The sequence below is a fragment of the Acidimicrobiales bacterium genome (assembly GCA_016716005.1).
Classification (GTDB): Bacteria; Actinomycetota; Acidimicrobiia; order Acidimicrobiales; family JADJXE01; genus JADJXE01.
Genome location: JADJXE010000001.1, coordinates 2198624 through 2222011, shown reverse-complemented (window position 1 = coordinate 2222011; position 23388 = coordinate 2198624). Strand labels below are relative to the sequence as shown.

Below are 23388 nucleotides of genomic sequence, written 5' to 3'. Positions count from 1 at the left end.
CCGCTGGGGCCGCGCGCCTCCCTGGCCGGCGCCTCGGCCGGCGCCTCAGTCCGCCCGGGCCGCGGCGACGGCGTCGGCCAGGGGCGCCCGGCCGGCCAGCAGCCCGTGCAGGCCGAGGACGCGCTTGGGCTCGTCGAAGCCGAGGGCGCCCACGACCACTCCGTCTCGCCCGTAGATCGCGATGAAGCGGCGCTCGTCCACCGATCCCCGGGCCACCTCCACATGGTCGTCGGGTCGGACCCGGCCGACGAAGGTGATCCGTGTGCCGTACTGGTCGGACCAGAACCACGGCACCGGGGAAAAGGGCTCGGCCAGGCCGGGGTGGAGCAGGTTCCTGGCCACGGCCGCGCCCTGCTCGTTGGCGTTGCTCCAGTGCTCGACGCGGATCTCCTCGCCGTACAGCGGGTGCGGCCACCGGGCCACGTCGCCGGCGGCGTACACGCCCGGCGCGGCCGCGCCGGTCGCGTCGCAGCGCACCCCGTCGCCCAGGGCCAGGCCCGAGCCCTCGAGCCACCCCGTCGACGGCGCCACGCCCACCCCCACCACCACCAGATCGGCCTCGACCCGCGACCCGTCGGCCAGGCGCACCGCCTCCACGCGACTGCCGCCCTCCAGCGTCTCCACCGCGTTCCCCAGGTGCAGCGCCACCCCGTGGTCGCGGTGCAGCTCGGCGCAGGCCGCTCCCATCCGCTCCCCGAGGCCCCGCGCGAGCGGCACCGGCAAGGCCTCGATCAGCGCGACGTCGAGCCCCCGCTGGCGGCAGGTGGCCGCGACCTCGGCGCCGATGAAGCCCGCCCCGATCACCGCCACCCGGGGCGCCTGGGCGACCTCGGCGCTGATGGCCGAGCAGTCGTCGAGGGTGCGCAGCACGTGCACGCCCTCGAGCCGGGGCAGGCCCGCCGGCCACCGCGGCGAGGCCCCGGTGGCGATCACCAGGCCGTCGAAGGGCAGGGGCTCGTCGCCGTCGAGCAGCACGCGGCGGGCGGCCACGTCGAGGGCGACGGCCCGCCGGCCCAGCCGCAGGTCCCACCCCTCGTAGGTGGCGGCCGGCCGCAGCGCGGCCCGCTCGGGCTCCCACTCGCCCTTGAGGATCTGCTTCGAGAGGGGCGGACGGGTGTAGGGCAGGTGGGGCTCGTCGCCCACCACCGTGAGGGTGCCGTCGAACCCCTCCCGGCGCAGCGTCTCCGCCGCCCGCAGGCCGGCCAGCGAGGCACCCACCACCACGACCCGTTGCAGCGTCACCGTGCCAGCCTCGCCCGTGGGACCGCCCGCCCGCTACTCGCCCGCCGCCCGCTCAGCCCCCGCCGGCCGCTCAGCCCCCGCCGGCGAGTGCGGCCAGCACCTCGGCGGCGGCGCGGTCGCCCGACTCGAGGGCGCCGTCCATGTAGCCGCTCCACACCTCGGCGGTCTCGGTGCCGGCCCAGTGGATGCGCCCGACCGGGCGCCGCAGGTCCGGCCCGAGCTGCGTCCAGGCCCCGGGCGGGAGATGAGCGCCGTAGCAGCCGCGGCTCCACTCCTCGGCGGCCCAGTCGCGCTCCACGTAGTCGACGGGCGCAGCCGCCCGGCTCCCGTACAGGCGCACCAGGGCATCGATCACGGCCCGGCGACGATCACCCGGCGAGACCCGACCCAACGCGACCGCGTGCCGGCCCTCCACGAAGGCCAGCAGCACGCCCAGCGTGCCGCCCGGGGGCGAGTTGTCGAACGTCAGGCCCACCGGCGCGACGTCGGTGGCCCCCGAGCCGGAGAGCCCCTCGTCGCGCCACCACGGCCGCTCGTACACAGCCATGCACTTGACCACCGCGCCCATGGGCATCCGCTGGGTGAGCTGGTCGCGCGCCCCGGGCAGCGGCGGGTCGTAGGCGATGCGCCCGGCGAGGGTGGGCGGCACGGCCACGATCGCCCTGCGGGCCTCGACCTCGAGGCCGTCCGCGAACACCCGCACGCGCCCGCCCCGGTGATCCAGGCGACGGACCGGGTGGCCCTGCCGCACCCGGGGACCCAGGCGGTCGGCCAGGCCGACCGCGAGCAGCTGCGACCCGCCGACCACGCGGTCCTGCTGGGCGCCGCCGGCGGTGCCGAGCAGGCGGTCGAGGCCGCGGCCGGAGTGCACGTAGAAGAGCAGGTGGAGCAGCGAGAGCGTGCTGGCGTCGCTCGCGAAGACCGCATCGGCCACGATGCGGAAGAAGGTGCGCCCGGTGGCGGTCGCCACGTTGCGGCGGAGCCACCCGTCGAAGGTCTCGGCGTCCCACGAGCGGGCGCGGGGAGCCGCCCACGGCGCGTCGAGCGGCACCTGGCGGGCCATCCGCTCGAGGCGGCGCTGGGCCTGCAGCAGGTCGGCCAGCACGATCGGCGAGAACGGCGGCGTGCCGCCGCGGTAGCGGCGCACGTCACCCCCGACGGCAGCCAGGTGGTCCCCGGTGACATACGTCGGGAACGTCGTGAGGCCGAGCTCGCGCACGAGGGCGTTCACGCGGTCCTGTGTCGGCCCGACCCACTGGCCACCGAGCTCCACCACCGTGCCGTCGCCGAGGTCGTGCCCGAGGAGGCGACCGCCGACCCGGTCGCGCGCCTCCACCACGAGCACCTCGCGGCCGGCGTCGGCCAGGCGCCGCGCCGCCCCCAGCCCGGCCAGGCCGGCTCCCACCACCACCACGTCGCAGACGTCCACTGAGCCCGCATCATCCCACCGGTCGGGAGCCAGGACGTGCGCCGAGCGCCCCCGGCCGGGCGCGTCGGGGCCCCCGGCGGGGCCGACCGCGTCGACCGGTCCACCTCTCGGGCGGGCGGGGTTCGGGCTGCGACGTGGAGTGCGGGAACCGGGCTGCGAGCCCGTGGAACGAGGTGGCGGCGAGGTCGCGGCGGGCGGGCGCCGAGGGCCCGTCTCTACCGGCTCGAGCCGAGGACGTCGAGGGACGCTGTCACCGGGCCATCGCCCCGGCCAGGTGGCAGGCGCTCACCCCTCCGCGCCGCTCAGCCCCTGCCGGCTAACGCCAGCTGGTGCCGCGGCGCATGATGCACCACCTCCCTTCCGCACGCATCGCCACCGGTCCGGGGACCGGCTGGGCCGCATGCTAGGGCCTGTGGCTCCTGTGAGGGAAGGGGCAGATGTTGAAACTGTCGTGAACGGTCCGCGTCCTCCGGCGTGCCGTGGCCACGCTCGGCCCGGTCACCCCTGGTGCCCGACGTGGAGCCCGAGCGAGGGCGACCGCAGGAGCCGGGCGACCTCGTCCGGGTCGACCGGCCGGCTGAAGAGGAAGCCCTGGGCCTCGTGGCAGCCGTGGCGGCGGAGGAAGGCGGCCTGCTCCACCGTCTCCACCCCCTCGGCGATCACCCCCAGCCGCAACCCCCGGGCGATGCCGAGGAAGGCCGACACCAGCGGTGCGTTCCCGTCGGCCGCGGTGATGGTGTTCACGAAGGAGCGGTCGATCTTGAGGCGGTCGACGGGGAACCGGTGCATCCGGGCCAGTGCCGAGTAGCCGGTGCCGAAGTCGTCGATGGCGATGTGGACGCCGGCGTCGCGCAGCCGGGCCAGCACCTCGAACGCCCCCTGGCTCTCGCGCACCGCCAGCCCCTCGGTGATCTCCACCTCGAGCATGGCCGGATCCAGTGCCGCGGCCTCGAGCGCGTCGGTCACCATGCCGACCAGGCGCTGACCTCCGTGGAAGTGGCGCCCCGAGAGGTTCACGGCCATGCGCACCGGCGGCAGCCCGGCGTCGCTCCAGGCCCGGGCCTGGCGGCAGGCGGCGCGCAGCACGAAGGCGTCGACCTCCACGATCAGGCCGGACTGCTCGGCCAGGGGCACGAACTCGACGGGCGCCAGCAGGCCGTGCTCGGGGTGCTCCCAGCGGACCAGGGCCTCCACGCCGATGATCCGGTGGGTGCGCAGATCGACCTGCGGCTGGTACACCACGCGCAGCTCGCGCCGCGCCAGCGCGTTGTGCAGCTCGGTCTCGCGGGCCACCCGCTGGCGGGCCTCCCGGTTCATGCCGACGTCGTACAGGCGCAGGTCGTCGCCGCCCGCCTCCTTGGCCTGGTGCATGGCGCTGTCGGCGTTCCGCAGCAGCCCGGCGCCGTCGTCGCCGTGCGCCGGGAACAGGGCGATGCCGAGGCTGGCGCTCATGAACAGCTCGTGGCCGTCGTCGAGCACGAAGGGCCGCCGGAGCTCGGCCAGCAGCTTCTCGGCGACGACCAGCGCCGTCTCGGGTGAACCCACGCCGGGCAGCAGCACCGTGAAGTGGTCGCCGCTCATGCGGGCCACCGTGTCCGACTCGCGCGCCGCGCGCCGCAGCCGGGCCGCCACCTGCCGGAGCAGTTCGTCGCCGGCCTGGTGGTTGCGGCTCTCGTTCACCTTCTTGAAGGCATCGAGGTCGAGCACGAGCAGGGCGAGCTGCTCGCGGAGGCGCCGGGCCCGGGCCACCGCCTGGGTCACGCGGTCGTCGAACAGCAGCTGGTTCGGCAACCCGGTGAGGCGGTCGTGGGTCGCCTGGTGGCGGATCTCCTCGACCAGGTGCGCGTTCTCGAGGGCGGACGACCCCACCGCGGCGATGGCTTCGAGCAGCCGGTCGTCCTGCTCGCCGAAGGGCTCCGTCCCCCGCCGATCGGCCACGACGAGCCACTGCTCGCCGCCGCCGGCCGACACCATGGCCCCTCGCTCGCCGCTCCCGGGCGGGTCGTGCCCGACGCGCGACGACCGGCACCGGAGCAGCTCCTCCGCCGACCGGGTGAGCGCCGCGACCACGTCGTCGGTCCGCACGCTGGCGTGGGCCTGCACTGCGGTGCGGAAGAGCCCGTCGACGCGTTGGCGGTCGCGAGCCGCCCGCAGGTGCTCGGCCAGCACGACGTGCACCATGCCCATGGGGAGCACCGCGAACAGCGGCGCCCAGGCGTAGGCCGAGCCCCCAAGGCCGGCCAGGAGCCCGATGGAGATGGCGCTCGCCCACTGCAGCAACCGAGCGCCCAGACCGTCGAGCACCGTCGCCCGGACGGAGGTCCCCTCGGTGGTTGCGACCACGGCGGCCACCAGCCCGGTGTTCACGACGAGGAACACCAGGGCGCCGGCCACGATGGCGAGCAGCGCGAAGGGCGATCCCACCTCGAGCGGGCCCGGGCGGAGCAGGTGGACCGCGGCGACCCCCAGCGAGGCCGCGGCCGTGACCTGACCGACGTTGAACACCACCTTCGGCCACGGGGTCCGCCGGACGGTCAGCCCCGCGAGCACGCCCACCAGGAACACCGCCACCGTGCCGCACGGCGGCAGGAGCAGCGCCGACGCCACGAAGAAGGCCTCGTCGAGCTGGAAGCCCTCGGTCTCGTCGTTCTTGGGCAGGAGCAGGGGGAACGCCCAGCTGAGCGCCAGCAGGGCCGTGAAGGTGAGCAGGAGTGCGGGGTTGCCGAACCCCTCGCCGCCGGCCTCGAACCAGGTGGCGGTCGCGGCCAGCACCCCGGCGGCGCCCGTGGCCGCGACCACGGCCCGGCCGGACCGGGCGCGGGGCGCGGGCCGAGGCGTCGGCCCCGGCCCTCCCGGCTCGCTCGGCTCCCGTGAGGCCACGCGCACCCTCCACGCCGGCGGCGCGACGCGCCCGTCCCGGCCATCGAGTGCCCATCGGCCGCGGGGTCGGGGAAGTTGAGCGGCGCCGGGCACCCCGGCCCCTGGCGAGGATCAGGGGGCGCCGCGCCCCTCGACCGCGTCGTCGCCGAAGAGCAGCCGCGCCACGGCCTCGAGGTCGGGCCCGCGGCGCAGCGTGTGACCGCCGTCGATGGCGAGGCACTGGCCCGTCACCCATGCCGACTCCGGCCCGAGCAGGTAGCGCACGCCGTTCGCCACGTCGTCGGGGGTGCCCAGCCGGGCGAGGGGCATCTGGGCCAGGTAGTCGGCACGGATGGCCTCGTCGCCGGCCAGCGCCGCCGACAGCTCCGTCGGCACCAGACCCGGGCGCACGGCGTTGACCCGCACCCCGGCCCGACCCAGCTCGTCGGCGGCGTTGCGCACCAGCGATTCGAGCCCGGTCTTGCTCACGGCGTAGGCGCCCATGTAGCGGTGGGTGAGCGGCCCGGCGATGGAGGAGACGGCCACGATGGCACCCCCGCCGGCCCGGACCATGGCCGGCGCGGCGTGCTTGATGCAGAGGAACGCCCCCGTGAGGTTCGTCTCGAGCACCGCCCGCCAGGCGTCGACGGGGGTGACCACCAGCGGCCCGAGCGTGCCCGTGCCCGCAGCCAGCGCGGCCAGGTGGAGCCCGCCTGCCGGCTCGGCCGCGGCGGCGACGGCCGACCGCACCTGCTCCTCGTCGGCCACGTCGACCACGACCCAACCCACAGGGATCCCCGGCGGCGCCGACGCGCCCAGCTGCTCGGCCGCCACCCGGAGGCGCTCCTCGCTGCGCCCACCGATCGTCACCGCGGCCCCGTCGGCGACCAGGCGACGGGCCACGGCCAGCCCGATCCCACTGCCACCTCCGGTGACCAGGGCGCCTCGGCCGGCCAGGGGGAGCTCGGTCATCGACGGTCCTCCTCTGTCAGGTGGTGCGCACCGCGTCGCGCGGTGGATCGGGACGGCGCTTCGGGGCAGGCCCCTCGGACCGCACGGGCGGGGCGACGGCACCCTACGCTCGCGGCCCGTGCCCGCGCAGACGATCGAGCTCCCCACCCCTGACGGCCGGCTCCCGGTCTACGAGGCCACGCCCGACGGCCACGCCCGCGGCGCCGTCGTGGTCGTGCAGGAGGCCTTCGGGGTGAACGACCACATCGAGGACGTCACCCGGAGGGTGGCCGAGGCCGGCTACCACGGGGTCGCCCCGGCGCTCTTCCACCGGGCCGGGGGTGGCACCGCCGCGTACGGCGACATGCCCGCCGTGCTCGAGCTGTTCGCGGGGCTCGACGACGCCGCCGTGCTGGTCGACCTCGACGCCACCCTGGCGCACCTCCGGTCCGCCGGATGGGACGACCGCCGCATCGGGGTGGTGGGCTTCTGCATCGGCGGCCGCTTCGCCTTCCTGGCGGCCGTCCGGCGCGCCCTCGGCGCGGCCGTCGGCTTCTACGGAGGCGGGATCGTCGGGCGCGGCCTCCCCGGCTTCCCCCCGCTGATCGGCGAGGCCGGTGCCCTGCGGACGCCGTTCCTCGGGCTCTTCGGCGACCTCGACACCCAGATCCCCACGGCCGACGTGGAGGCCCTCCGCGCCGCCTCGGCGGCGGCCGCCGTTCCGACCGAGATCGTGCGCTACCCCGCCGCCGGGCACGGCTTCCACTGCGACGCCCGGGCCTCGTACGAGCCCCGCTCGGCCGCCGACGCCTGGGCCCGGACCCTCGCCTGGTTCGAGCGCTTCCTCGGCCCGGCGGGGCCCGTGGGATGAGCCGGGAGGTGGCCCGGGGCGACGGCCCGCTCACCGGCCTGCGCGTGCTCGATCTCAGCCGGGTGCTGTCCGGGCCGCACTGCGGCCGGATGCTCGCCGACCTGGGCGCCGACGTCATCAAGGTGGAGCCACCCGAGGGGGACCTCACCCGCTTCTCGTTCCCGCGGGTCGGCTCGCTGGCGACGTACTTCGTCCAGCAGAACTGCGGCAAGCGCAACGTGTCGCTCGACCTCCACCGCCGCGAGGGCGTGGCGCTCTTCCGCCGCCTCGCCGCCACCGCCGACGTGCTGGTCGAGAACTTCCGTCCGGGGGTGATGGATCGCCTGGGTCTCGGCCACACCGTGCTGGCAGCCCAGAACCCGCGGCTCGTGTACGCGTCGATCACAGGGTTCGGCGGCACCGGGCCCTGGGCCCAGCGCCGCGCCTATGCCGTGGTCGTGCAGGCCGAGGCCGGCATGACCCACGCCACGGCCGAGGCCCACGGGGGCCGTCCCCGCAACGATCCGCACTCCCATGGCGACGTGTACACGGCCCTGGAGTGCCTGGCCGGCATCCTCGCTGCGCTCTACCAGCGGGAGCGCACCGGGCTGGGGCAGCGGGTCGAGGTGTCGATGGCCGAGACCCTGCTGTCGGTCAACGAGCACGCGCACCACCCGCTGAGCGGCATCGACGTGGTCGACGAGGTGCCCTCGTTCGCGCCCGGCGACTACCCCGTGCTGCCGACCGGCGAGGGCCACCTGGTCACGGTGAGCGGGCACCCGGCGAGCCGGGGGACGTTCGAGCGCTACTGCACCGTGATGGGTCGGCGCGACCTGCTCGACGATCCCCGCCTCCAGACGGTGGCCGGCCGGCGCGAGCACCTCGACGTCGTCGTCGACGCCCTCTGCGAGTTCACGTCGTCGTTCGACGACCTCGACCTCCTGGTCGAGGCCTTCGCGGCCGAGGACCTGGCCCTGGGGGTGGTGCGCTCGGTCGCCGAGGTGGCCGAGACCGAGTGGGCCCGTGAGCGGGGCGTGATCGTCGACGTCGACGACCGCCACGGGGGGACCGTTCGCATCCCCGACTCGCCCATCCGGTTCTCGGCCGCCGACAGCGGGGTGCGGGGCCGGCCCGCCTATCGCGGCGAGCACAACCGTGAGGTGTTCGCCGAGGTGGGCGTGGGAGCCGCCGAGCTCGAGCGGCTGCTGGCCGACGGCGTCCTGTCGGCCCGCCGTCCCCGGAGCCTGGCCGACTGACGAGGAGGCATGGCCCGTGTGCCGGCGGGCATGGGCCATGCTGCCCCCATGGGCGGCGGTCACGCGCACTCGCACTCCCACGGCGACGGTCACGAGCCCGAGCTCGCACCCTCGGCGGCACGGCGTGCCCTCCTGGTCGCCGCGGCCGCGGTCGGCGCCCTGACCCTGCTCGGCCTGGTGCTGCTGTGGCCCCGGGGCGAGGCCGACGCCGACCTCGGAGAGCTCGGGTTCCCGGCACAGCTCGTGGACGCCACGGTCACGTCGGTGCGCGAGGGGCCCTGCCAGGGGACCGCACCCTCCGACGGGGTCGTGTGCGACGAGATCGAGGCGCGGATCACGAACGGGCCGACCGAGGGCGACGTCGCCGCCTTCGAGCTCGCCCCCGGTGCCAGCAACCCCGGCCTCGCTGCCGGCGACCGGATCGTGCTCGGCTACGCCCCCGACGCCGACCCGGGGTTCCAGTACTACTTCGCCGACTTCCAGCGCCGCGGGCCGCTCGTCGCCCTGGCGGTGATCTTCGCGGTGGCCGTCGTGGTGCTGGGCCGCTGGCAGGGCCTGCGGGCGCTGGCCGGGCTGGCCCTGAGCCTGCTCGTGCTGGTGGCGTTCACCCTCCCCGCGCTGCTCGAGGGCGACAGCCCTCTCGCGGTCGCCCTGGTCTCCGCCTCGGCGGTGGCCTTCCTCGCCCTCTACCTCGCCCACGGCGTGAACACGCGCACCACCACCGCCCTGCTCGGCACCTTCCTGAGCCTCGCCCTCACCGGCCTGCTCGGCCTGGTGTTCGTGTCCCTGGCCCGGTTCACCGGGCTCGGCGACGAGGAGGCCATCTACCTGCAGGTGTCGTCCGACCAGATCGACCTGCGGGGGCTCCTGCTGGCCGGCATCGTCATCGGCTCCCTCGGCGTGCTCGACGACGTCACGGTCACCCAGGTGTCGGCGGTGTGGGAGCTGCGCCGGGCCAGCCCCGGGCTCGGCGCCCGCCAGCTGTACCGGTCGGCCCTGCGCATCGGCCGCGACCACATCTCCTCGACGGTGAACACCCTGGTGCTCGCCTACGCGGGGGCGTCCCTGCCGCTGCTGCTGCTCTTCACCCAGGCGAGTCGCCCGCTGGGCGAGATCATCACCGGCGAGGTCGTGGCCGTCGAGGTCGTGCGGACCCTCGTCGGGAGCATCGGCCTGGTGGCGGCGGTGCCGATCACCACCGGCCTGGCTGCCCTGGTGCTCGCCGGGCGCCGGCCGGCGTCAGCGCCCGGTGTGGCCGAACCCGCCGAGCCCTCGTGACGAGTCGGGCAGCGCGACCACCGGCTGGAAGGCCACGTGCTCGACCCGCTGGATCACCAGCTGGGCGATCCGGTCGCCGCGGTGCACCTCGTAGGGCTCGACCGGGTCGAGGTTGACCAGGATCACCTTGATCTCGTCGCGGTACCCGGCGTCGATGAGACCGGGCGTGTTCAGGCACGTCACCCCGTGGCGGAGCGCCAGGCCGGAGCGGGGCTGCACGAAGCCGGCGTAGCCCGCGGGGATGGCGAGCGCGACCCCGGTGGGCACCAGGGCGCGTCCCCCTCCGGGCGCCAGCACCGCCCCCTCCCGGGCCACCAGGTCGGCCCCGGCGTCGCCCGGGTGCGCGTAGGACGGCAGCGGCAGGTCGGGGTCGAGGAGGAGCACGGGCAGGTCGAGCATGGCGGCCAGCCTAGGGAAGCGCCGTAGCATCGCCGCCGTGCTGGTGTGGATGGACCTCGAGATGACCGGGCTCGACCCGGCCCGCCACGCGATCGTGGAGATAGCCACGCTCGTCACCGACGACGACCTCGCGGTGGTGGCCGAGGGCCCGGCGCTGGTAGTGCACCAACCACCCGAGGTGCTCGCCGGGATGGACGACGTCGTCCGCACCATGCACACCAAGAGCGGCCTCCTGCCGGCCATCGAGGCCAGCACCACGGGTCTCGCCGAGGCCGGCCTGGCCACCCTGGCCTTCATCCGGGCCCACGTCCCCCAGCCCCGCACGGTGCCGCTGTGCGGCAACTCGATCGGGACGGACCGACGCTTCCTGGCCGCCTACCTCCCCGACATCGAGGAGTACCTCCACTACCGCTCCGTCGACGTCTCGAGCGTGAAGGAGCTGGTGAGGCGCTGGTACCCCGAGGTCATGGCCGGGCGACCCGAGAAGTCGACGAGCCACCGCGCCCTCGACGACATCCGCGAGAGCGTCGAGGAGCTCCGGTTCTACCGCAGGGTCGGCTTCCGCCCCCCGGGCGTCCCCGTGCCACCCGTGCCCGGCCCGACGACTTGACCGAGCGGTCAAGTAACCTGGCCGGATGACCCGGCCCCACCGCCAGGAGCAGGAGCCGGCCGGCGAGGCCGTGACCGAGGTCGCGCCCGGGGTGCGACGGGTCCAGCTCCCCATCGCGCTGCCCGGGCTCGGCCACGTGAACTGCTACGTGCTCGAGGACCGGCGAGGGGTGGCCGTGGTCGACCCCGGCCTGCCCGGGCCCGCCGCCTGGAAGGCGCTCCGGGCCGGGCTGGAGCGGGCCGACGTCCCGCTGCGCCGGGTCCACACCGTGGTGGTCACCCACTCCCACCCCGACCACTTCGGCGGGGCCGGGCGCCTCCGCCGGGAGACCGGGGCCGAGATCGTCACCCACCGCAGCTTCCGGACCTTCTGGGACCCCGACGAGACCGGCGAGGACGAGTCTCCCGAGCTGCCCGCCAACCCCGACCGCGAGCTGGCGGCCCGCGCCCGCGCCGGCCGTTCCCCCTGGCAGCGGGAGACCCCGTGGGGGGGCCAGCGCCACCGCCCGCCCCTGCGCCAGCGGGTCGTGTTCGGGTTGATGCGGGGGTCGCTGCGCCGGTGGTTCCCCGGGCCCACCCCCACGCGGCGGGTCGACGATGCCGAGGTGGTCCACCTGGCCGGGCGCGAGTGGGTGTCGCTGCACACCCCGGGCCACACCCCCGACCACCTCTGCCTGTTCGACCCGGCCGAGGGCGTGCTGCTCTCGGGCGATCACGTGCTCCCCACCATCACGCCCCACATCGGCGGCCTCGGCCTCGACGCCGATCCGCTGGCCGCCTTCTTCGCCTCGCTGGAGCGGATCGGCGAGCTCGACGGGGTCACCACCGTCCTGCCGGCCCACGGCCACCCCTTCGACGATGCCCGGCAGCGCGTCAAGGCGATCCGTCGCCACCACGAGGAGCGCCTCGACGCCCTTCGGCGGGCCACGGCCGATCTGGGGCCGGCCACGGTGGAGGACCTGTCGCACGAGGTGTTCTCGCCACGGGCCTGGGGCTCCATGGCCGAGAGCGAGACGTACGCGCACCTCGAGCACCTGCGGCTGCTCGGCGAGGCCGAGCGCCTCGACGGCGAGGGCGGGGTCCTCCGCTACGCCCTGCGCTGACCCACCTGCGCCGCGGTGACCACCGCGCCGCGATCGACGAGCCAGGCGGCCAGACCGGCGGCGCGCCCCTCGGCCGCATCGGCGGTCACCAGCTCCGGCTCGGCCCCCCGCTCCAGCGGCGACCGCCACTCGACGACCGCCTCCAGGGGCGCCCGCAGCTCGCGCCGGGGGGCGAGGGCATCCTCGATGGCCGCCCAGGAGACGGCGTTGTTCACGTGCCCGAGCGCGTCGAAGTCGGCGAAGCGCAGCGGCCAGGGGCGGGAGGTGGCGCCGGCCGGCGGGTCGGGCAGGGCGAGGCGGGCCCGAACCGTGCGGCCGCCCGCGGACTCGCCGTAGCGCTCGTGGAACCCCGGCGGCAGCCGCAGCGGCCGGCCGGTCCGAGGATCGACGTACACCCACAGGCTCGCGGCCTCGGCCCCCCCACCCTGATCCCCGACGACCGACGTCCGGCGATCGGCCCAGCGCGGGCCCAGGCCCGCGCACCACGTCGTCAGCCGGAGGTGCTCGCCCAGCACCGCGGGCCGGTCGACGCGAAGGACCGTGCGGCGGACCACCCAGGCCTGCTCGCCCGGCAGGCCGGCGGCGGCGGCGTCGTCGCCGGCCACGTCCTGGAGGTACCGGGCGAGGGCGTCGAGCCGGAGCCGGCCGGCCGGGCTGACGTCACCCAGGCGCACCACCGTGGTGGCGCCGAAGGTCCGGCCCGATCGGGGCAGGGGCACGAGGGGATCGGCGACGGGCACGAGCGCGGACGCTACCGCCGGCCCGGCCCCGGGAAACTCGGTTGACGCCTCCCGAGGGGCGTGCTGGCATTGGCGGTGCCCGGCCGCTCGGTCGGGCCTCGTTCCGATCCGAGGAGCCGGCGTGACAGAGCAGCCCCGCACCATGGCGAACCCGCAGGGTCGCCGGGCTGTCGCGCCGTCCACCGTGTGCGCAGCCGCGTGGCCCGTCGCCACCTCCGCGTCCCCCGTGGCCGACCACGGGTTCGATCGCATGGTGGCCACCGGTCTCGCCACCCCGGCCACCCCGGCCACTCGGCCTCCAGAGCTCTCGCCGTAGCCGCAGCGCACGTCGAAGCTCCTCCGGAGGCCGTCGGGACATCCCGGCGGCCTTCTTGCTTTCCCGGAACCGATCGGAACGACCACCTGGGGGGAAGGACTCCAATGCTCGTCACCATCGATCTCGAACCCGAACCCGAACAGCCCCGGGCGCCCACGGCGCCCCCGGCTCCGCAGACCTGGTGGGTGCGGGCCCGCTGCAACGACAGCAACGGCACGCTGAGCTCGCTGTTCTTCTCCGACGACCTGATCGACATCGCCCGGGCCAAGGCGATCTGCTCGCGCTGCGTCGTGCGGGAGGCCTGCCTGGCCGGTGCCCTGGAGCGGGTCGAGCCCTGGGGCGTCTGGGGTGGCGAGCTGATCGCCGACGGGCGGATCGTCGCCCAGAAGCGCCGGCGGGGGCGACCCCCGAAGCACCCGAGGCCCGAGCCCGAGGTGCCGGAGGTGCCGCTGCCCCCGGGCTACCTCGACCGCACCCGCTCGGCCTGAGCGGGGTCCACCTCCGCCGCGGCACGGACCGCTCCCCCCACCCGGGGCGGCCGTGACCGCGGCCCGCTCACCGCATCGGCAGGCCGGGGCGACGACCGCCCCCCGTCGAGCCCCGGCCTGCCTGCGGTCCACCCGCGCTCCCACGCCGGGCCGCCCGTCCCCCCGGCAGCCAACCGGGAGGTCGGCCGCCTGCCTGGTCGGGCCGGCTCGGAGTCGGTACCGTCGGTCCCGTGGACGAGCCTGTCGACCCCGCGCCGGCGAGCGCCAAGCGCCGTTCCCTGGGGCTCGGGCTGCTCCTGGGGGTCATCCTCGTCGGAGCCGTGGCCCTGGTCGTGTGGGTGGCGCGCGACGGCGGCGGGCCCGAACCGGAGCGGATCGGGGTCCCCGAGAGCAGTGCCGGCAACGGAGAGCCCGCCCCCGACACGGCGTTCGAGCGGTTCGACGGCTCGGCGGCCAGCCTGGCCGACTACCAGGGCAGGCCCTTGGTGCTGAACTTCTTCGCCTCGTGGTGTGCACCGTGCGTCCGCGAGATGCCCGACTTCGAGGCGGTGCACCAGCGCCTGGGCGACCAGGTGGCGTTCCTGGGCATCGCCAACCAGGATCGCCTGACCGACGCCCAGCAGATCGTCGACGAGACCGGCGTCAGCTACGACCTCGGTCGCGACCCCTCGGGTGACCTGCTCGTGGACGTGGGCGGGATCGTCATGCCGACCACGGTCTTCGTGAGCGCCGACGGCGAGGTGCTCGAGCTGCACAACGGCGAGCTGTCGGCCGACGAGCTCGCCGCCCGGATCGAGGAGCACTTCGGGGTGACGGCGCCCTGATGGACGCCCCGCTGGCGCTGGCCTTCACCGCCGGTCTGGTCGCCACCGTGAACCCCTGCGGCTTCGCCATGCTGCCCGCGTACCTCTCGTACTTCGTGGGCATGGACGACACCGGCGACGGCGGCGACACCGAGGCCGGCCTGGCCCGTGCGCTGGCCGTGGGGGCGACCGTCTCGGCCGGCTTCATCGTGGTGTTCGCGGTGGTCGGCACGGTTGTCCGGCTCGTCACCGCCTCGGTGATGGACGTGATCCCCTGGCTCGGCGTGGTGGTCGGCATCGCCGTGCTCGGCCTGGGCGTGGCCATGCTGCTCGGCTTCAAGCTCACGCTGTCGCTCCCCCGGCTCGACAAGGGCGGCAGGCACCGCACGCTCACCTCCATGTTCGTGTTCGGCGTGTCCTACGCGGTGGCCTCGCTCGGGTGCACGCTCCCGCTGTTCCTCAGCCTGGTCGCCGGCACCTTCACGCGCGAGAACGTGGCGTCGGGGATCGCCACCTTCGTGGCCTACGCCCTGGGGATGGGCCTGGTGCTCACCGCTCTCACGGTCACGCTGGCCCTGGCCAAGCAGTCCCTCGTCCGGGGCTTGCGCCGCGCCCTCCCCTACGTCGACCGGATCTCGGGCGCGCTGCTCGTGGTGGCCGGCGTCTACGTCACCTACTACTGGCTCTACGACCTGCTGACCGATCCGGGCACCAGCGGCGGATCCGGGGTGATCCGCTGGGTGGAGAGCCTGTCCGGCCGCCTGGCGACCAACATCCAGAACTGGGGCGCCGCCCGCGTCGGCTTGGTGCTGGTGGCCGTCGTGGCCGCAGCCGCGATCAGCGTGGTGCTGCTCCGCCGGGGCTCGCGGCGGACGGCGGTGGAGCCTGCGGCGCACGCCGCCAGCGACCCCACCTGAGCCGTCCGCTCAACCCATCTGGGTGGTGCGCTCCGGGCGAACCTTCACCACCACGCGGTGGTCGCCGGGCTGGTGCCACGGGTACTCGTCCTGGCCGAGGTACTTCTTGGCCATGCCGTTGATGAAGGCGTTCCCCTCGTCGTCCGCGATCTCGACGACCCTGCCGCGGAGCTCGAGGTAGCGGTAAGGGTTGGCCGGGTCGACGATCGAGACCGCGAGGCGCGGCTCGCGCTGCAGGTTCCTGTACTTCTGGCGGCCGGTCGTCTGGCTGAAGACCAGCAGCTCGCCGTCCCAGTCGAACCACACCGGGTTGCTCTGCGGCTCGCCGTCCGGTCCGATGGTGGCGACGTGGGCCAGCGCCTTGCTCTCCAGCAGGTCACGGTGCGAGTCGGGGATCACGGCGTCCTCCGGGGTCGGGACACCGGCCGGAGCGGCCGGCGACCCGGCAAGTCTGCCGGCGCCCGGTCGATCCTCCACCCCGCCGGCACCCCTTCCCCGCCGGCCAGCCGGTACCGTCGGTGCCCGTGCTGTTCGCGGAGCTGCTCGCCCATCCCGGGGTGAGCGAGGTGCTCGAGCTGCGCTCGCCGTTCGGCTTCATGGCCTTCCACGGCGGCAGCCTGGAGGAGATGACCGACGTCGTCGCCGCGGCCGCGGCCCAGCGCAGCGGCAGCTCGCTCTACGCGGTCCTCCAGCCGCCCGACCTGCGCTGGCACATCCCCTCGACCAAGGTGCGACCGGACGCGTCACCCGCCCTGGCCCGCTTCCTGGGCCACGTCGACGTGGCCGTCGCGGTGCACGGGTACGGCCGCGAGGGCATGTGGACCACCCTGCTCCTCGGGGGGACCAACCGGGCCCTGGCCGGCCACCTGCGCCGGCACCTGGACGCGGCCCTGCCGATGTACGAGCACCTCGACGACGTCGAGCGGATCCCCCGCCCGCTCCGCGGCCTGCACCCCGAGAACCCGGTCAACCTCCCCCCGGGCGGTGGCGTGCAGCTGGAGCTGCCGCCTCGCGTCCGCGGTCGCAGCCCCGTCTGGGCCGACTTCACCGGGCCCGGGCTGGTCCCGCACACCGAGGCGCTCATCGACGCCCTGGCCGCGGCCGCCTGCTCCTGGCCGCCGGGGGACCCGGTCGACCAGCCCATCTAGGGCGCGCCCGGTCGGCGGTCTCCTCGCCCGCTGCGCCGTCCGTCCGGCATGATCCCGCCCCGGCTGCGCCACCAAGGCCCTCCACGGCCCGCCCGCGCGGCCCGCCGTCCGCGGCCCCGTACGCTCACGGCGATGCCCGACGACGCGGGGACCGCGGCCGATGGGACACCCGAGCGACTGCGCTCCCAGCTCGACCGGGTCGCCGCCGACGAGGCGGGCATCCACCCGACGGGCAACCGGCTGGCGCACCCCGACGCGCAGCTGGTCGTGGGCGCCGAGACCGTTCCCGTCACGGCCGAGCTGGCCGATGCGCACACCTTCGATCGGCTCTGGCCGAGGCTCACCGCCATCGACGGCGGGTACGACACCCATCTCCGGCGGCTCACCGACCGCGAGCCTCGGATGTTCCTCCTCCACCCGGCGTCGCGCCGAGGATGACCGGTCCCGAGGGAGGGCGAGCGCTCGTGCCCACCGCCCTCGTCCCCGGCTGGCGGGCCGCCGGCCCGCTCCGCCACCGGGCCGAATTCCGGGCCCTGCTCGGCGGCCAGATCGCCGGGCAGGCCGCCGACGGCCTGGCCCAGATCGCCTTCGCCCAGGTGGTGCTGTTCGAGGTGGGGCAGGGCGCGACGCCGCTGGAGATCACCAAGCTCCTGGCCGTCACCCTCCTGCCCTACTCGCTGGTGGGGCCCTTCGCCGGGGTCGTCATCGACCGGTACGACCGTCGCCGGGTGATGGTCGTGGTGTCGCTCCTCCGGGCGCTGCTCGTCACGGCGTCGGTGGGCGTGCTCGTGCTCGATTCTCAGGTGCTGGCGTACATCGCCGTTCTCCTCCTCCTCTCGTCGTCGCGGTTCGTGCTGGCGGCCAAGGGCGCGGCACTGCCCAACACCGTGGGGAGCGCCGACCTGGTCACCGCCAACGCCGTGTCGGCCCTCGCCGGCATGACCGCGGCGTTCCTGGGTGCCGTGGTGGGCTCCACCTTCGTCGCCCTGGTGCCCGCCCTCGGCCTGCTGGTGGCCGGCGCCGCCTACCTGGCGGCGGCTGGGGCGTTCCACGCCCTTCCCGACGTCGGGGGCGGCAGCGTCACCGAGACCGTCACCGGCGGCGCGCGCCGGGTCGTCGCCGAGCTCGCCGACGGCCTCGCCTTCGTGGCCCGGCACGCCCAGGTGCGGCGCCCCCTGCTCACCGTGGCCGCCAACCGGATGCTGCTCGGTGCCGGCTTCATCATGCTGGTGCTGGTCGCCGACGAGCGCTACGACCTCGAGGCCGCCGGCTACGGGCTCGCCCTCGCCGTCACCGGCGTGGGCGCCTTCGCCGGCACGTGGCTGGCCCCCGTGCTCGGCGCACGCTACGAGCGGCGGGGGCTGCTCCCGCTGACGTTCCTCGTGGGCGCTGCGGCCGCGGTCTGCGCCGCCTTCTCCACCACCCTCGGCGTGCTCCTGGCCGGAGTGGGAGCGGCCGCCTTCGCCTTCCAGGTGCTGAAGGTCCTCGTCGACGCGCTCGTGCAGGAGGAGAGCCCCGACGAGGTGCGCGGCCGCGTGTTCTCGGTCTACGACCTGCTCTACAACGTGGCGTTCATCCTGGCCGGCCTGGCCCTCGTGCCGTTGTGGGAGCCGGGCGGGGAGCGAGCCCGCCTGTGGGAGCTCGCGCTCGCGTTCGTGGCCGCCGGCGCACTGGTGGCCAGTCGCCAGCGGACGTGGCCGTTCGCTCCCCGGCCGGGGACCGCCGCCGCGGCCGCGGCCGCGCCGCAGCCACCGCCCCCGCGAGCTCGGGGGCGGTGGACGGGGCGAGTCGCCGCGCTGGCGGTGGGCGTCGTGCCGGCCTTGGCCTTCCCCGCCACCGACGCGTGGCTGCTCGGCTGGGTCGGGCTGGTCCCCCTGCTCGTGCTCGTCGTCCGCGCCCCCTCGGGGCGCGAGGCGGCGATGCGCGCGTGGGCGGGCGGTGTCGGCTTCTTCGTGGTCGCCCACCACTGGCTCCTGCCCGTCGTGGGGCCCTTCGTCGTGGTGCTGGCACTGGCCTTCGGGGCGCTGTGGATCCCCTGGGGGTGGCTGGCCTTCCGGCTGCTGCGGGGGAAGCCGGCGCCCCTGGCGGTCGCGGCGGCCGTGCTGGTGGTGCCGAGCGCGTGGGTCGTGGCCGAGTACCTGCGCTCGTGGGAGGGGCTCGGCGGGCCGTGGGTCCTGCTCGGCGCCGCGCTGTGGACCCGTCCCACCCTCGCGGCGCTCGCCTCGGTCGGCGGGGTGTGGCTGCTGGGGGCCGTCCTGATGGCGACCAACGTGACGCTGGCCAGTGCGACGCTGCCCGGCCTGCGCCGGTCGACCCGCTCCGTGGCGCTCGGGCTGGCACTGCTCTCGGTCGCAGGCACCTGGGCCTTCGGAGGGCTGCGACCGACGCCGACCGAGACGGGCACGGTCGTCGTCGCCGGGGTGCAGCCCGGGCGCGTCGAACGTGGCGACGAGCGCTTCGCCGCCCACGAGGAGCTCACCCGCACGCTGGCGGGCCGCGACCTCGACCTGGTGGTGTGGGCCGAGAGCAGCGTCGGCTTCGACCTGGCCGACGAGCCGGCCTACGCCGAGCGGCTCACGCGCCTGTCGGCCGAGGTCGGTGCGCCGATCCTCGTCAACGTCGACGCCCGTCGCGGCGAGGGCGGCATCTTCAAGAGCTCGGTGCTCGTCGACGACGCCGGCGTGGTCGACCGGTACGACAAGATGCGCCTGGTGCCCTTCGGGGAGTACATCCCCCTGCGCCCTCTCCTCGGGTGGATGAGCTCGTTCACCCCGGCCGCCGCGGAGGACCGCCGCCGCGGCGACGGCTTGGTGGTGATGGATGTCGACGGCTTCCGCATCGGACCGCTCGTGTGCTTCGAGTCGGCGTTCCCCGACCTGAGCCGCCTCCTCGCCGAGCGGGGCACCGACGTCGTCGTGCTCCAGGCCGCCACCACCACGTTCCAGGGGAGCTGGGCCCAGGCCCAGCACGCCAGCCTCGGCGCCATCCGGGCCATCGAGAGCGGTCGGCCCGTGGTGCACGCGGCCGTGAGCGGCGTGTCGGCCGTGTTCGACGCCGAGGGTCACCAGCTCACCCGGCTCGGCAACCACGAGACCGGGGTGTGGGTGGCCGAGGTGCCCCTCGTGGGCGGGCAGACCCCCTACGTCCGCCTCGGCGACTGGGTGCCCGTGGCCGCCGTCCTCGTGCTGCTCGCCGCCGCCCTCGGGGCCGGGATGCGTGCCGCTCGCCGCCCCGGAGGCGCATTCGGGAGCCGCCCGTAGCCGGGGACGCTCGCGGGCGACGACCGGCCGTGTCGAGGTGTGTCGATGTGGTCGCCCGACGACCTCGGCCGCTCCTCCGCCGCCGTCGAGGCCGACCGGCTCGCCACACCGCACCTAGGGCGACAGGCGCTCCACGATCCACCCCGCCCCGTCGCCGCGGCGGTACCGGAGCCGGTCGTGGAGCCGGCGGGGCCGGCCCTGCCACAGCTCCACCCGCTCGGGGCGCACCAGGTACCCGCCCCAGTGCTCGGGCCGGGGTGGCTCGCTCCCGGCGAACCGTGCCGTCACCGCCGCGAAGCGCTCCTCGAGCGGGGCCCGGCCGGGGAGCACGGCGCTCTGGTCGGACGCCCACGCGCCCAGCCGGCTCTCCCGGGGGCGGCTGGCGTAGTAGGCGTCGCTCTCCTCGGCGGGGAGCCGCTCCACGGGGCCGACCACCCGGACCTGGCGGCCCAGGTCGAGCCACACGAGCACCAGGGCGGCGCTGGGCCGCGCGGCCAGCTGCTCGCCCTTGGTGCTCGTGTAGCTCGTGAAGAAGGTGAAGCCCCGAGGGTCGATCCCCTTGAGCAGCACCACGCGCGCGTCGGGGGCGCCGGCCGCGTCGACCGTGGCCAGGGTCATGGCGTTGGGCTCGGGCACCCCCGCGGCCACGGCCGCCTCGAGCCAACGCCCCACCTGGGCGATCGGGTCGGGATCGAGGTCGGCGGGGTCGAGGCCGCGGTCGGCGTACTCCTGGCGCAGCACGGCCAGCTCGACCGGGCGGGACCCCCCCTCCGGCTCCCAGAGGGCCATGCCGGCTCCGCTAGCAGCGCACCACGCCGTGGGTGCCGCCGTAGCCGTTCGGCTCGAACCCGTCGGCGGCGGGGTCGTCGAGGAAGGTGCCGCCCTCGGCGAGGTAGCGGAAGGCGTAGATCCTCCCCTGCTCGAGCTCGACGACCGCCGAGCGGGTGCCGTTGGACCGGCGGCGCAGCGGGTGCGCGTGCGGATCCCAGGCGTTGAAGTCGCCGACGACGGACATGGGCAGGCCCTCGTCGGGCAGGGCGAAGGTGATCTTGACGGTGCCGCCGTTGCGGACGGGCTTGCGGGTGATCACGGTCCTCCTCTCGGTCACGGTCCCCCCGGGGAGGTACAAGTCTGGGCGACCGGGGCGGCCGATGCGCGGATGGGGGCGGGACCCGCCCCGGATCCCGCCCCCCGCACCCGGCGGCAGTCCGCCCTACACGTCGAACTGCAGCCCGTAGACCTCCTCGAAGCCGAGGATGCACAGCGGTCGCTCCGGGCACTCCGGCGGACCCCCGAGCACCAGGGTGTCGGTGACGCTCGCCAGGTCGGAGATGGTCGTGAGCCCGTACTCGTCAGCGGTCTCCTGGGTGACGACCAGGGCGTTCTTGTCCTCGGCCGGCGACGGGGTGAGCGCCACCAGGCCCACGCTCTCCAGGGCGGCCTGGAGGTCGGCCAGCGACTGGTCGAGGTCGCTGGTGGGGCTCCCCTCGAGGAAGGTGAGCAGGCTGCCCACGTACTCGGGCACCACGTCCACCTCGCCGCTCTCCAGCGCCGGGTTCACCACCTCGCGGCTGCCCAGGCGGAACTGCCGGGTGACGTCGGCCCCGCGGGCTCCGAGCACGTCGGCGTACATGTTCGCCACGATCTCCTGCTCCGAGAAGTCGGCCGACCCCACGGTGATCGACGTGCCCTCGAGGGTGGCCTCGGCGTCGAGGAGGCCCTCCTGGGTCAGCCAGTCCTCGGCGACGACGGCCGGATCCTCCTTGTCGGCGTCGACCCGGCGGTTGAGCTCGGCCAGCTCCTCGGTGGTGAGGGCGGCCGACACCTCGTCGAGTGCCGCAGCCACGTCCGGGGTCAGGGCGTCGGCTCGACCCACCGGGACCAGGTTCTCGACCGGCTGCAGGCCCTGGTCGTCCTCGAGCACCACCCAGCCGTTCTGGGCGATGATCCCCTGGCTGCTGAACATCAGGGCGACGTCGATGTCGCCGCTCTCCAGCGCCGCGGTCGTGAGGGGGCCGCCGGCGTCGAGCGGCTTGAACTCGATCACGGCACCCTCGCCGCCGGCCGCCGCGGTGGTGTCGCTGCTCTCCGACGTCGTGGCCGTCGTGTCGTCGTCGTCGCCGCAGGCGGCGACCAGCAGGGTGAAGGCCAGCACGACGCCGGCGAACAGGTGGAGTCGGGATCTGCGCACGTAGGTCTCCTTGGTCGGGTCACGGGTTGCGAGAGGGAGCGGCCTCCGCGTCGCGGAGGCCCTTGGACACGACGAGGCGCTCGACGCCGGCCAGCCCGACCTCGACCCCCACCGAGAGGGCGGCCACGAGCACGGCGCCGGCGAACACCTCCACGAAGTCACGGGTGGCGATGCCGTCGACGATGTAGCGGCCGAGACCACCGGCGGCCACGACCGCCGCCAGGGTCGCCGTGGCCACCACCAGCACGGCCGAGGTCCGGATGCCGGCGAACACCACCGGGAGGGCGACGGGCAGCTCCACCCGCAGCGCGGTCTGGCTGGCCGTCATGCCCATCCCGCAGGCCGCGTCGCGCAGGTCGTCGGGCACCTGTGCCATCCCCACGTAGGCGTTGGTGAGCATGGGCGGGACGGCCAGCGCCACCAGGGCGACCAGGGCGCCGTACGGGATGCCCCACCACTCGGCCAGCCCCCAGATCTGCACGCCCAGCACGAGGAGGGCGAACGACGGGATGGCCCGGCCCAGGTTGGAGACGTTGACCGCCGCGGTGCCTCCCCGCCGGTGGTGACCGAGCACCAGGCCCACCGGCAGCGCCAGCACCATCGCCACGACGATGGCCACGCCGGACATCACCAGGTGCTGCCACAGGCGGTTGGTGATGCCGAACGTCCCCTGCCAGTTGCCGCCATCGGCGAACCACGCCGCCACGTCGCCCAGGAAGCCCATCTCAGCTCCGGCTCCGGCTCCGGCGGGACCAGGGGGTGAGGAGCCGCTCGAGCCCGACCAGCGCCAGGTCGGCGATGACCGCGAGGGCCACGCAGAGCACCGTCCCCACCACCAGCGGGGTGCGGAAGTCCCGGTTCAGGCCGTCCTTGATGAGGGCGCCCAGCCCGCCCAGACCGATCACGGCCGTGACGGTGACCAGGGCGATGGTGCTCACCACCGCGATGCGAAGCCCGGCGATGATCGTCGGGACGGCGAGCGGCAGCTCCACGCGCACCAGTCGGGCCACCGGGCCGTAGCCCATGCCCGTCGCCGCGTCGACGGTGGCCGCCGGCACCGACTCGAGGCCGATGACCGTGTTCCGCACCAGGATCAGCAGGGTGTACGCGGCCAGCGGCACGACGGCGGTGGTGCGGCTGAGGCCCGTCCAGGGGATCAGCAGGGCGAACAGGGCGAGCGAGGGGATCGTGTAGAGGATCCCCGTGACCGACAGCACCGGGGGGTACAGCCACCGCCATCGTCTCGCCGCCAGGGCCAGCGGGAACGCCACCGAGAACCCCAGCCCGACGGCCAGCGTCGTGAGCAGGAGGTGCTCGCGCAGGGCGTCGCCGATGTCGCCGAGGTGATCCCCCACCCACGACCACCAGATCCACGACTCGGGACCCGCGAGCAGCGGCGCCACGGGGCTCATGGCCCGAGGTGCCTCACCCGGGTGACGTGGCGGATGGCCTCGCGGCGGTCGTCGTCCAGTGCCTGTCGTCTCCTCCGGGAGGCCGGGGCGGTTCGCGACCCAGGTCGCCGGCGAGGACCCGACAGTAGCCTTGCCCC

General features: G+C 75.2%; 23 protein-coding genes. 11 read left to right on the top strand and 12 right to left on the bottom strand.

From position 1 onward, the window contains the following. Positions 1–45: 45 nt before the first annotated feature. The 4 genes from IPM45_10925 to IPM45_10910 all read right to left on the bottom strand — a co-directional run bounded on the left by IPM45_10925 (position 46) and on the right by IPM45_10910 (position 6502). Positions 46–1236: an FAD-dependent oxidoreductase gene (locus tag IPM45_10925; protein ID MBK9180058.1), complete on the bottom strand. Its 1191-nt coding sequence runs from the start codon at positions 1234–1236 to the stop codon at positions 46–48. Positions 1237–1312: 76 nt separating this feature from the next. After that, the gene (locus IPM45_10920) at positions 1313–2671 is read right to left on the bottom strand and encodes an FAD-dependent oxidoreductase (protein MBK9180057.1); all 1359 of its coding nucleotides are present in this window, start codon (positions 2669–2671) and stop codon (positions 1313–1315) included. A 498-nt stretch (positions 2672–3169) separates the two neighbouring features. Further along, positions 3170–5470 (bottom strand): bifunctional diguanylate cyclase/phosphodiesterase, encoded by a 2301-nt coding sequence (locus IPM45_10915; protein MBK9180056.1) that lies wholly within the window; start codon positions 5468–5470, stop codon positions 3170–3172. A gap of 192 nt (positions 5471–5662) precedes the next feature. Further along, positions 5663–6502, bottom strand: coding sequence for an SDR family oxidoreductase (locus IPM45_10910; GenBank protein MBK9180055.1), 840 nt, complete (start codon positions 6500–6502; stop codon positions 5663–5665). 118 nt (positions 6503–6620) lie between these two features. Between IPM45_10910 and IPM45_10905 the strand changes: the two genes are divergently transcribed. The 3 genes from IPM45_10905 to IPM45_10895 are packed head-to-tail and all read left to right on the top strand — an operon-like array spanning position 6621 to position 9865. Continuing rightward, positions 6621–7352, top strand: a complete 732-nt coding sequence (locus tag IPM45_10905; protein ID MBK9180054.1) for a dienelactone hydrolase family protein — start codon at positions 6621–6623, stop codon at positions 7350–7352. Beyond that, on the top strand, positions 7349–8587 hold the full coding sequence (locus IPM45_10900) for a CoA transferase (protein MBK9180053.1): 1239 nt from the start codon (positions 7349–7351) through the stop codon (positions 8585–8587). Before IPM45_10905 ends, IPM45_10900 begins: the two co-directional genes overlap by 4 nt. A gap of 48 nt (positions 8588–8635) precedes the next feature. Then, positions 8636–9865, top strand: a complete 1230-nt coding sequence (locus IPM45_10895) for a YibE/F family protein (protein MBK9180052.1) — start codon at positions 8636–8638, stop codon at positions 9863–9865. Here IPM45_10895 and dut read toward each other — a convergent pair. Continuing rightward, on the bottom strand, positions 9827–10264 hold the full coding sequence (gene dut, locus IPM45_10890) for a dUTP diphosphatase (protein MBK9180051.1): 438 nt from the start codon (positions 10262–10264) through the stop codon (positions 9827–9829). The genes IPM45_10895 and dut overlap by 39 nt on opposite strands. Here dut and orn point away from each other — a divergent pair. Both orn and IPM45_10880 read left to right on the top strand, forming a co-directional pair. Next, positions 10263–10874 (top strand): oligoribonuclease, encoded by a 612-nt coding sequence (gene orn / locus IPM45_10885; GenBank protein MBK9180050.1) that lies wholly within the window; start codon positions 10263–10265, stop codon positions 10872–10874. The genes dut and orn overlap by 2 nt on opposite strands. A 25-nt stretch (positions 10875–10899) precedes the next feature. Next, positions 10900–11976 carry an MBL fold metallo-hydrolase gene (locus tag IPM45_10880; protein ID MBK9180049.1) on the top strand — a complete coding sequence of 359 codons (1077 nt, stop codon included), beginning with the start codon at positions 10900–10902 and terminating at the stop codon, positions 11974–11976. On the opposite strand, the gene IPM45_10875 is transcribed toward IPM45_10880, so the two are convergent. Beyond that, positions 11961–12716 (bottom strand): acyl-[acyl-carrier-protein] thioesterase, encoded by a 756-nt coding sequence (locus IPM45_10875; GenBank protein MBK9180048.1) that lies wholly within the window; start codon positions 12714–12716, stop codon positions 11961–11963. The two genes, IPM45_10880 and IPM45_10875, sit on opposite strands and share 16 nt — an antisense overlap. 420 nt (positions 12717–13136) lie before the next feature. On the opposite strand from IPM45_10875, the gene IPM45_10870 reads away from it, so the two are divergent. From IPM45_10870 to IPM45_10860, 3 genes are all read left to right on the top strand, one after another. Next, positions 13137–13520, top strand: a complete 384-nt coding sequence (locus IPM45_10870; protein MBK9180047.1) for a WhiB family transcriptional regulator — start codon at positions 13137–13139, stop codon at positions 13518–13520. A 230-nt stretch (positions 13521–13750) separates the two neighbouring features. Then, positions 13751–14344: a TlpA family protein disulfide reductase gene (locus IPM45_10865; GenBank protein MBK9180046.1), complete on the top strand. Its 594-nt coding sequence runs from the start codon at positions 13751–13753 to the stop codon at positions 14342–14344. Next, on the top strand, positions 14344–15240 hold the full coding sequence (locus IPM45_10860; protein MBK9180045.1) for a cytochrome c biogenesis protein CcdA: 897 nt from the start codon (positions 14344–14346) through the stop codon (positions 15238–15240). The genes IPM45_10865 and IPM45_10860 overlap by 1 nt, the downstream gene beginning before the upstream one ends. Before the next feature lie 9 nt (positions 15241–15249). Here the strand turns inward: IPM45_10860 and IPM45_10855 are convergent, their stop codons facing one another. Continuing rightward, positions 15250–15717, bottom strand: coding sequence for a PPOX class F420-dependent oxidoreductase (locus IPM45_10855; protein ID MBK9180044.1), 468 nt, complete (start codon positions 15715–15717; stop codon positions 15250–15252). A 47-nt stretch (positions 15718–15764) separates the two neighbouring features. Here IPM45_10855 and IPM45_10850 point away from each other — a divergent pair, with 47 nt between their 5' ends. The 3 genes from IPM45_10850 to lnt all read left to right on the top strand — a co-directional run bounded on the left by IPM45_10850 (position 15765) and on the right by lnt (position 19648). After that, positions 15765–16388, top strand: a complete 624-nt coding sequence (locus tag IPM45_10850) for a poly-gamma-glutamate hydrolase family protein (protein ID MBK9180043.1) — start codon at positions 15765–15767, stop codon at positions 16386–16388. 132 nt (positions 16389–16520) lie between these two features. Further along, positions 16521–16826 carry a hypothetical protein gene (locus tag IPM45_10845; GenBank protein ID MBK9180042.1) on the top strand — a complete coding sequence of 102 codons (306 nt, stop codon included), beginning with the start codon at positions 16521–16523 and terminating at the stop codon, positions 16824–16826. Between the two features lie 26 nt (positions 16827–16852). After that, complete coding sequence (gene lnt / locus IPM45_10840; GenBank protein ID MBK9180041.1) at positions 16853–19648, top strand: apolipoprotein N-acyltransferase; 2796 nt, start codon at positions 16853–16855, stop codon at positions 19646–19648. A 114-nt stretch (positions 19649–19762) separates the two neighbouring features. On the opposite strand, the gene pdxH is transcribed toward lnt, so the two are convergent. From pdxH to IPM45_10815, 5 genes are all read right to left on the bottom strand, one after another. After that, positions 19763–20437 carry a pyridoxamine 5'-phosphate oxidase gene (gene pdxH / locus IPM45_10835; GenBank protein ID MBK9180040.1) on the bottom strand — a complete coding sequence of 225 codons (675 nt, stop codon included), beginning with the start codon at positions 20435–20437 and terminating at the stop codon, positions 19763–19765. Positions 20438–20447: 10 nt separating this feature from the next. Continuing rightward, positions 20448–20738 carry an isoamylase early set domain-containing protein gene (locus tag IPM45_10830; GenBank protein MBK9180039.1) on the bottom strand — a complete coding sequence of 97 codons (291 nt, stop codon included), beginning with the start codon at positions 20736–20738 and terminating at the stop codon, positions 20448–20450. 123 nt (positions 20739–20861) lie between these two features. Then, positions 20862–21839 carry a glycine/betaine ABC transporter substrate-binding protein gene (locus tag IPM45_10825; GenBank protein ID MBK9180038.1) on the bottom strand — a complete coding sequence of 326 codons (978 nt, stop codon included), beginning with the start codon at positions 21837–21839 and terminating at the stop codon, positions 20862–20864. A 19-nt stretch (positions 21840–21858) separates the two neighbouring features. Then, positions 21859–22563: an ABC transporter permease gene (locus IPM45_10820; protein ID MBK9180037.1), complete on the bottom strand. Its 705-nt coding sequence runs from the start codon at positions 22561–22563 to the stop codon at positions 21859–21861. A gap of 1 nt (position 22564) precedes the next feature. After that, positions 22565–23251, bottom strand: a complete 687-nt coding sequence (locus tag IPM45_10815; protein ID MBK9180036.1) for an ABC transporter permease — start codon at positions 23249–23251, stop codon at positions 22565–22567. Positions 23252–23388: the final 137 nt, after the last annotated feature.